Raw genomic sequence first — 6,700 nt, 5'->3', positions numbered from 1 at the left:
GCCGGTCCGGGACGCGGACCGGCCTTCGGTTCCTTCCCGGCGGGCGTCACGGCCTGGGCGATGCCTTCGCCGCCGTTCCGGCGCACACCAGCCCGAGGAGCACGGCCAGTGCACCGATGATGATGTTGTTCCACACGACACCGGCGTCCGGGCTTTCGCCGACGACCCACGGCGAGATGATCATCCACACCCCGAGCGCGCACATGGCCCAGCTCAGGCCGTACATGCGCTCCGGAGCGCGAGTGAACCCGAGCGCCAGCAGGCCGATCGCGATGCCCATGATCAGGTTGTGGGTGACGAGTGCCGGCTGGCTGGTCGTGTAGTGGACTATCCACGGGGAGGCGGCGCAGTACAGACCGAGCAGGAACACCGGTCCGTCCACGAGCGCCACATCGCGGCCGCCGAGTAGGCGGGCGTACCGGTCCCGCATCTCGGAGGCATCCGGGTGGCTGGTGATGTCCCCTCTGGTGGGCGAGACGTTGGCCATGATTGGTCTCCTTCATGGTGCAGGGCGACCGCGTCTGGCGGGGTATGCGGTAAGCGCCGCGTAAGCATCATTCTGCTCTTATTTTCCCTTTATGTGTAGAGGCCGGCGGGAGGCGCGGGATCTACCCGGCGGTACATGTCCGGGCGGATCGGGGGCATCCGCATGTGTACGACAGCGACCGATCGACGCCGCCCCTGCGGGCGGCGCGGGACAGGGGAGGGCAGCGGACGTGACTGCGGCCATCAGCGCGAAGGTGTTGGAACGGTTCCCGGCGGGGTCCCCGCGCGGGTCGTGGCCCGCGGAGGAATGCGCGGCACGCCGCCGCGCCGAGGGCGAACCCGCCACCGTCGTGATGGACCTGGAGTCGGACGCCTTCCTCGTGGTCGTTCCGGCGGACGGCGACTGAGACGGCGCCCGCCCGGGCAGGAAACGGTGGCGTCGGTGCAGGCCGGTCTCGCCCGCAGTGAGTCCGAGGGGCAGCAGCGCATGCTTGCTCTGCGCGGCGGCCGCCGCGACCGACTGGAGATCCACCCCGACCTGTGGGCCGGCGTCGGCCTGGTGCGCGGCGGGGCTGGCACGGCGCTGGTCGGCAGCCACGGCGAGGTCGCCGAGCGGATCAGGGAGTACCACGCCCTGGGCATCGACGACTTCATCCTCTCCGGTTGTCCGCACCTGCACGAGGCCTACTGGTTCGGCGAGGGCGTCCTGCCGTGCCTCGTCGCGCGGGGACTGTGGCGGCATCCCGCGAGCCGGGAGACCTCTTCTGCCGCTCCCCCTCCCTTCGTGCCGGTCGCGAGCTGACACCTGGCGGATCGCACGCAAAGATCAACCCTGGCAGGGGACTTGGGCGTCCTGGTCAGCGAGAGGGCGGGCCCGCCGCTCCCTCGGTGACCAGGAGGCCATCATGCAGCAGCGCGCCGCACGCACCGTCTCGATCGCCCTGGCCGTTGCACTGTCCGCCGGTACGGCGGTACTCGCCCCGGCAGCGCAGGCGGCGGAACCGACGCACGGCCACGAGGCCACCCGGACCGCGTTACGCGCTCTGGTCGACAAGGGCGGTCTCCCCGGAGCGGCGGCCACCGTCCGTGACGCCCACGGAAGTTGGTTCGGGCGGGCCGGCCACGCGGACACCGGCACGGGCCGCAAGCGGACGGCCGGCGAGCACTTCCGCGGGGCCAGCATCACCAAGACGTTCGTCGCGACCGTCCTGCTCCAGCTGGAGGCGGAAGGCAGACTGGACCTGGACGACACGGTCGAGCACCGGCTGCCGGGCCTGGTGCGCGGCAACGGCTACGACGGCGACAAGGTGACGCTGCGTCAACTCCTGAACCACACCAGTGGCATCGCCAACTACACCGACGACGTCGACTTCAGCCACGACAGCGCAGGACCCGGCTTTCCGGAGCACCGGTACGACACCCATCAGCCCGAGGAACTCGTGGCGATCGCCCTGAAGCGACCGCCACAGTCCGACCCGGAGGGCGAGCCCTCGTACTCCAACACCAACTTCGTCCTGGCGGGCATGGTGATCGAGAAGGTGACGGGACACTCGTACGCGCAGGAGATCACCCGCCGCATCATCCGTCCCCTGAAGCTGCGCGGAACGTCGTTCCCGGGCACATCACCGAAGATGCCGATGCCGCACCCCGTCGGCTACTCCCGGCTCCACCAAGACGCCCCCGACACCGAGATCCACGACGCCACCGAACAGAACATGACCTGGCTGGGCGCGGCCGGTGACGTCATCTCCACCGGCGGCGACCTCAACCGCTTCCAACGGGCCCTGGTCAAGGGCGACGTGTTGCCGCCGCGGCAGATGAAGGAGATGTTCGACGAGGTCCCGGCCGGGCAGGGCATCGGGTACGGACTCGGAGTCGAGTCCGCGCAGTTGTCCTGCGGTGTGAAGGTGGTCGGCAAGAGCGGCCGTACCAACGGCTCCCTGTCCGCGATGGTCGGCACTCAAGACGGCGAACACCAGCTCACCTTCAACATCAACGGCGACTGGCTCCCGGACTCCTCGCTCTACATCGACGTCATCGAAGCCGAGTTCTGCGGGAAGGTCCCGTCCCGCCCGGACCGGGCGCCGGGCGCGCCCCGCCTCGCCTAACCGGACGCCAGCGAGCCGAGGTGCGACCGGCGCGCCTCGGCCGTCTGGCCCTGCACCAGCAGGAACATGCCCTCGCGCGCCAGCCGTTGCGCCCGGTTGTCCAGGGCCATGGAGCGGCCGCCCCCGGCCACGATCGCCGCGGTGGTGGCCGCGCGCAGGAGGTCGTACGCGCGGGTCTTCACGGCCAGTCGTTCCGGGACGGGGCCCTGCGGGGCGGGCCGGTCGGCCAGGGCGTAGGCCTCCCGCCGTACCTCGTCCAGCCGGGCCCGCAATGACCGGGCCGTCTCCCGGCCGTCGGGGGTCTGCGCCACCAGGTCCAGCGCAGCGTCCGCCACCCCGAACACGGCCGGACTGGCGTTGGCGGCCCGGGGGAGGTCGACCAGGGCGAACTCCTCCCCCGAGGTGCGCAGCACGACGGAGGTATCCGGAACCCACAGCCCGTCCAGCTCCAGAGACACCGTACGCGCGGCGGTGAGGGCCGCGAGCCGCATCGGTGCCGACGGCCTCAGCCCCGGCTGCGGGCGGGCCTCGGCGAACACGAACACCACCTCGGCCGAGTCCGTCACCCCGGCCAGCAGCATCACGTCGTTCAACCCCCAGCCCGTGTACCAGGGCACCCGGCCCTCGAACCGCCAGCCGCCCGCCTCGGGGACGGCCCGCACGGGCACCCGGGGGAAGGCACGGACATGGGCGAACGCGATGCCGGCCATCAGCTCGCCGGTCGCCAGCGGGCGCAGCAGCTTCTCCCGGACGGGGGAGTCGTTGGTGGTGAGCAGCTTCACCGGTGTGTGGTGCTGTGTCTGCACGAACCAGGTGGAGCAGCACGCCCCGGCCAGGATCTCCGCGGTCTCCCGTGCCACGGCCACGGGCGCGTCCGCCCCACCGTGGTCCCGCGGCGCGACCACTCCCAGCAGCCCCGCCCGCTTCACCGCCTCGACATGGCTCGCGGGCACACCTTCCTGGTCGACGCGCTCGGCCTGCGGGACGAGGAGGTCGTGCGCCAGTTGCTGTGCGCCGGTGACGAGGGAATGGGGCGTGGTGGTCATGGAGGAATTCTCGCGGTCGAACGGCGCCCGGCGCCGACCGGGAGCGTGTCGTCGGCCGGCCCCGCTGTCAGGGTCGTGCGTCCAGCTCCGTGAGCACGTCGAAGTCGAGCCCGTCGGCCCGTGCCAGGTAGATCCGCTGGCGGACATGGGCGTCCCGCAGGTGCAGCAGCCCGCGCGGGCCCTCGTAGGACACCGCCCCCGCCCCGGCCGCCGCGCCGATCGCCGAGACGTCCAGCGTTCCGGCCCTCTTCAGCAGCGCGGCCAGCAGCAGCACACCCTCGTAGCAGGACTCGCCGAGGCTGCCGAGGGCGGGTGCCCGGACGCCGTAGCGGGCGGCGTACAGCCCGTGAAGGTCGAGGGTGTCGCGATTGGCCAGCGAGGCGAAGAACCCGGCCGTGCTGAAGAGGTCCTCGGTGGCCTCCGGTCCGCTCGCCACCAGCATGTTCTCGTCCATGAGCGTGCTCAGCCGCAGACAGCGCGCGTGCAGGCCGTAGGCCGCGAACGCCCGGTTGAAGCGCACCGCGTCACTGCCGACGAGCAGCATCAGCACCGCGTCGGCGTCCGAGTGTTCGACGCGCCGCAGCACCGGCTCGAAGTCGTGGGTGCCGAGCGGCAGGTACGCCTCACCGGCGACGCGCCCGTCGCGGTCCCGGGCGTAGCCGCGGGCCGAGCGGGCCGTGTGCCGCGGCCACACGTAGTCGTTGCCCACCACGAACCAGCGCCGTACCCCGCGCTCGCGCGCCAGCAGATCCATCGCCGGCCGGAGCTGGTCGCGCGGGGTCTCGCTCGTCAGGAACACTCCCGCCGTGTCCTCCCCGCCCTCGTACAGCGCGGTGTACACATACGGGACGCGGTGTGCGATCCGCGGCGCGAGTGCCTGTCGCACGGAGGAGATGTGCCAGCCCGTGACGCCCTGCACGGCGCCCAGGTCCACCAGTGCCTCGACCTCGTCGGCGATGTCGTGCGGCGCGCCCGAGCCGTCGACCGGCACCAGCCGGAGCTGTCTGCCGAGCACGCCGCCGTCCCGGTTGACCTCCTCGGCTGCCAGCCGCGCGCACAGCTCACACGTGGGCCCGAAGATACCGGCGGGCCCCTGCAGAGGGAAGACGAGGGCCACGCCGAGCACGGAGTCGTCGGCCGTGAACCACTCGGGCCCGGGAAGGTCGCGCCGGATCATGGCGTCATGATTCCGGCTCCACGGGACGAACTCCAGCGCGTCTCCTACGATGGACACCCCCTCGGCACCAAGGAGCAGGGATGTCCAGCCCCACCCCGCGTCGGCCCGACGACCTCGTGCAGTTGCTGACGCGGGCCGAACGGCTCGCGGCGCGCCGGTTGCAGGGCGTGCTGGAGGCGGAGGGCTGCTCGCTGGACGCGTGGCGGGTGCTGGCCTCGCTGTCGGACGGCGAGGGGCACCACATGACGGGGCTCGCGGAGGCCGCCTTCCTGCCGCCTCCGACGCTGACCAAGCTGGTCGACCAGCTCGTCGACCAGAACCTCGTGCACCGCAGGGTCGATCCGTTCGACCGCCGGCGCGTCCTCGCCCATCTCACCCCGCGCGGCCAGGAGTACTGGCAGCGTGTCGACCGCGCGGTCCGCGCAGGCCGGCCCTCGCTGGGCGACGGCGAAGACGACCTGCTGCGGTCCCTGCTGGACCGGCTGGCGGCGACGCTGGAGGACCCGGCGCACGTGTGAGCGGCGAATGGGGAACGACGCACGTGTGAGCGGCGAATGGGGAACGACGGCCCGTCAGCCAGTGCAGAACCCGACAGGTCTCTACCTGACTGGTCTACACCCTTGACTGGTACAGACCAACGCGGTTGAGTGTGGCTCCACAGCCCCCCACCACGGCCGCCCCCACGCCGTGACCGGACCACCGGTGCGTGCGGTCAAGGGTCTGCTTCACCCTGCCCTTCGTCAGGGTGCGGCCGTGCTCCGCAAAGGAGTTGAACCCGTGTCGAGACGCCGTATCTCCGCAGTCCTGGTCACCCTCGCCCTCGCCGGCACCGCGCCGATGCTCCTGCCCGCCTCGAACGCCTCGGCCGCCGCCTGCTCCAGCTACCCGAACTGGACGGCGGGGAAGTCCTACGCCGTCGGCGACATCGTCCGCTACACCGACGGCAAGGCGTACATCGCCGAGCACGCCAACCCGGGCTACGACCCGGTCATCAGCACCTGGTACTGGGAGCCGTACGCCTGTGACAGCGGTCCCGGCACCCCCAACGCCCGCTTCGTGGTGAGCGAGGCGCAGTTCAACCAGATGTTCCCGAACCGGAACTCGTTCTACAGCTACAGCGGTCTCACCGCGGCCCTGAGCGCCTACCCCGGCTTCGCCGGCACCGGCAGCGACACGGTGAAGAAGCAGGAGGCCGCCGCCTTCCTCGCCAACGTCAGCCACGAGACCGGCGGTCTGGTGCACGTGGTGGAGCAGAACACCGCCAACTACCCGCACTACTGCGACTGGAGTCAGCCCTACGGCTGTCCGGCCGGACAGGCCGCCTACTACGGGCGCGGCCCGATCCAGCTGAGCTGGAACTTCAACTACAAGGCCGCGGGCGACGCGCTCGGCATCGACCTGCTCAACAACCCCTGGCTGGTGCAGAACGACTCGGCCGTCGCCTGGAAGACGGCCCTGTGGTACTGGAACACCCAGACCGGCCCCGGCAGCATGACCCCGCACAACGCCATGGTGAACGGCGCCGGGTTCGGCCAGACGATCCGCAGCATCAACGGCTCCCTGGAGTGCGACGGCAAGAACCCGGCGCAGGTCCAGAGCCGTGTGAACAACTACCAGCGGTTCACGCAGATCCTCGGCACGTCACCCGGTGGCAACCTGTACTGCTGACGCCGGACCCCACGGCGTGGTGTCATGCGGGATGTCATGAACCTGACCGGTTGACCGAAGGGCATCCCTCATGCGCCTACGCACCCCCCACACGCTTTTCGCCACGGCCGCGGCACTGGCCAGCACCCTCGTCCCGATGCTGAGCGAACGCTACGGCACCCGCAGCACCAGTCTGGAGTCGGTCGTCAAGTGCGAGCACAAGTACTGGAGCCGGC

The 6,700-nt window shown here is 71.0% G+C and carries 7 protein-coding genes and 1 pseudogene; 5 read left to right on the top strand and 3 right to left on the bottom strand.

The genetic code is table 11. The features are described 5' to 3' along the window. Nucleotides 1–46 precede the first annotated feature (46 nt). Entirely contained in the window at nucleotides 47–487 is a 441-nt protein-coding gene (locus tag ABZ281_RS31575; protein WP_356661030.1) for an SPW repeat protein, read from the bottom strand. 229 nt (nucleotides 488–716) lie between these two features. On the opposite strand from ABZ281_RS31575, the gene ABZ281_RS31570 reads away from it, so the two are divergent. The 3 genes and pseudogenes from ABZ281_RS31570 to ABZ281_RS31560 all read left to right on the top strand — a co-directional run bounded on the left by ABZ281_RS31570 (nucleotide 717) and on the right by ABZ281_RS31560 (nucleotide 2,594). Then, the gene (locus tag ABZ281_RS31570; RefSeq protein WP_356661028.1) at nucleotides 717–893 is read left to right on the top strand and encodes a hypothetical protein; all 177 of its coding nucleotides are present in this window, start codon (nucleotides 717–719) and stop codon (nucleotides 891–893) included. A 20-nt stretch (nucleotides 894–913) separates the two neighbouring features. Beyond that, nucleotides 914–1,288 (top strand): annotated as a pseudogene (locus ABZ281_RS31565) (LLM class flavin-dependent oxidoreductase); the annotation flags it as partial. A gap of 103 nt (nucleotides 1,289–1,391) precedes the next feature. Continuing rightward, entirely contained in the window at nucleotides 1,392–2,594 is a 1,203-nt protein-coding gene (locus ABZ281_RS31560; RefSeq protein ID WP_356661026.1) for a serine hydrolase domain-containing protein, read from the top strand. Here the strand turns inward: ABZ281_RS31560 and ABZ281_RS31555 are convergent. Both ABZ281_RS31555 and ABZ281_RS31550 read right to left on the bottom strand, forming a co-directional pair. Continuing rightward, the gene (locus ABZ281_RS31555) at nucleotides 2,591–3,640 is read right to left on the bottom strand and encodes an acyl-CoA dehydrogenase family protein (RefSeq protein WP_356661024.1); all 1,050 of its coding nucleotides are present in this window, start codon (nucleotides 3,638–3,640) and stop codon (nucleotides 2,591–2,593) included. The two genes, ABZ281_RS31560 and ABZ281_RS31555, sit on opposite strands and share 4 nt — an antisense overlap. Nucleotides 3,641–3,707: 67 nt before the next feature. After that, nucleotides 3,708–4,817 carry a substrate-binding domain-containing protein gene (locus ABZ281_RS31550; RefSeq protein ID WP_356661032.1) on the bottom strand — a complete coding sequence of 370 codons (1,110 nt, stop codon included), beginning with the start codon at nucleotides 4,815–4,817 and terminating at the stop codon, nucleotides 3,708–3,710. 80 nt (nucleotides 4,818–4,897) lie between these two features. Here ABZ281_RS31550 and ABZ281_RS31545 point away from each other — a divergent pair, with 80 nt between their 5' ends. Beyond that, nucleotides 4,898–5,335, top strand: a complete 438-nt coding sequence (locus ABZ281_RS31545; RefSeq protein WP_356661022.1) for a MarR family transcriptional regulator — start codon at nucleotides 4,898–4,900, stop codon at nucleotides 5,333–5,335. A gap of 259 nt (nucleotides 5,336–5,594) precedes the next feature. Beyond that, nucleotides 5,595–6,485 carry a glycoside hydrolase family 19 protein gene (locus ABZ281_RS31540; protein WP_356661020.1) on the top strand — a complete coding sequence of 297 codons (891 nt, stop codon included), beginning with the start codon at nucleotides 5,595–5,597 and terminating at the stop codon, nucleotides 6,483–6,485. The last annotated feature ends 215 nt before the right edge of the window (nucleotides 6,486–6,700 follow it).

It is taken from the genome of Streptomyces sp. NPDC006265 (assembly GCF_040613555.1).
In the GTDB taxonomy this organism is placed as follows: Bacteria; Actinomycetota; Actinomycetes; order Streptomycetales; family Streptomycetaceae; genus Streptomyces.
This window is presented reverse-complemented; position numbering and strand designations above follow the sequence as displayed.

Excerpts from the sequence above, each read along its gene's own strand:
- ABZ281_RS31575 (WP_356661030.1), bottom strand. The coding sequence starts at position 487 with ATGGCCAACGTCTCGCCCACCAGAGGGGACATCACCAGCCACCCGGAT.
- ABZ281_RS31560 (WP_356661026.1), top strand. The coding sequence starts at position 1,392 with ATGCAGCAGCGCGCCGCACGCACCGTCTCGATCGCCCTGGCCGTTGCA.
- ABZ281_RS31555 (WP_356661024.1), bottom strand. The coding sequence starts at position 3,640 with ATGACCACCACGCCCCATTCCCTCGTCACCGGCGCACAGCAACTGGCG.
- ABZ281_RS31550 (WP_356661032.1), bottom strand. The coding sequence starts at position 4,817 with ATGATCCGGCGCGACCTTCCCGGGCCCGAGTGGTTCACGGCCGACGAC.
- ABZ281_RS31545 (WP_356661022.1), top strand. The coding sequence starts at position 4,898 with ATGTCCAGCCCCACCCCGCGTCGGCCCGACGACCTCGTGCAGTTGCTG.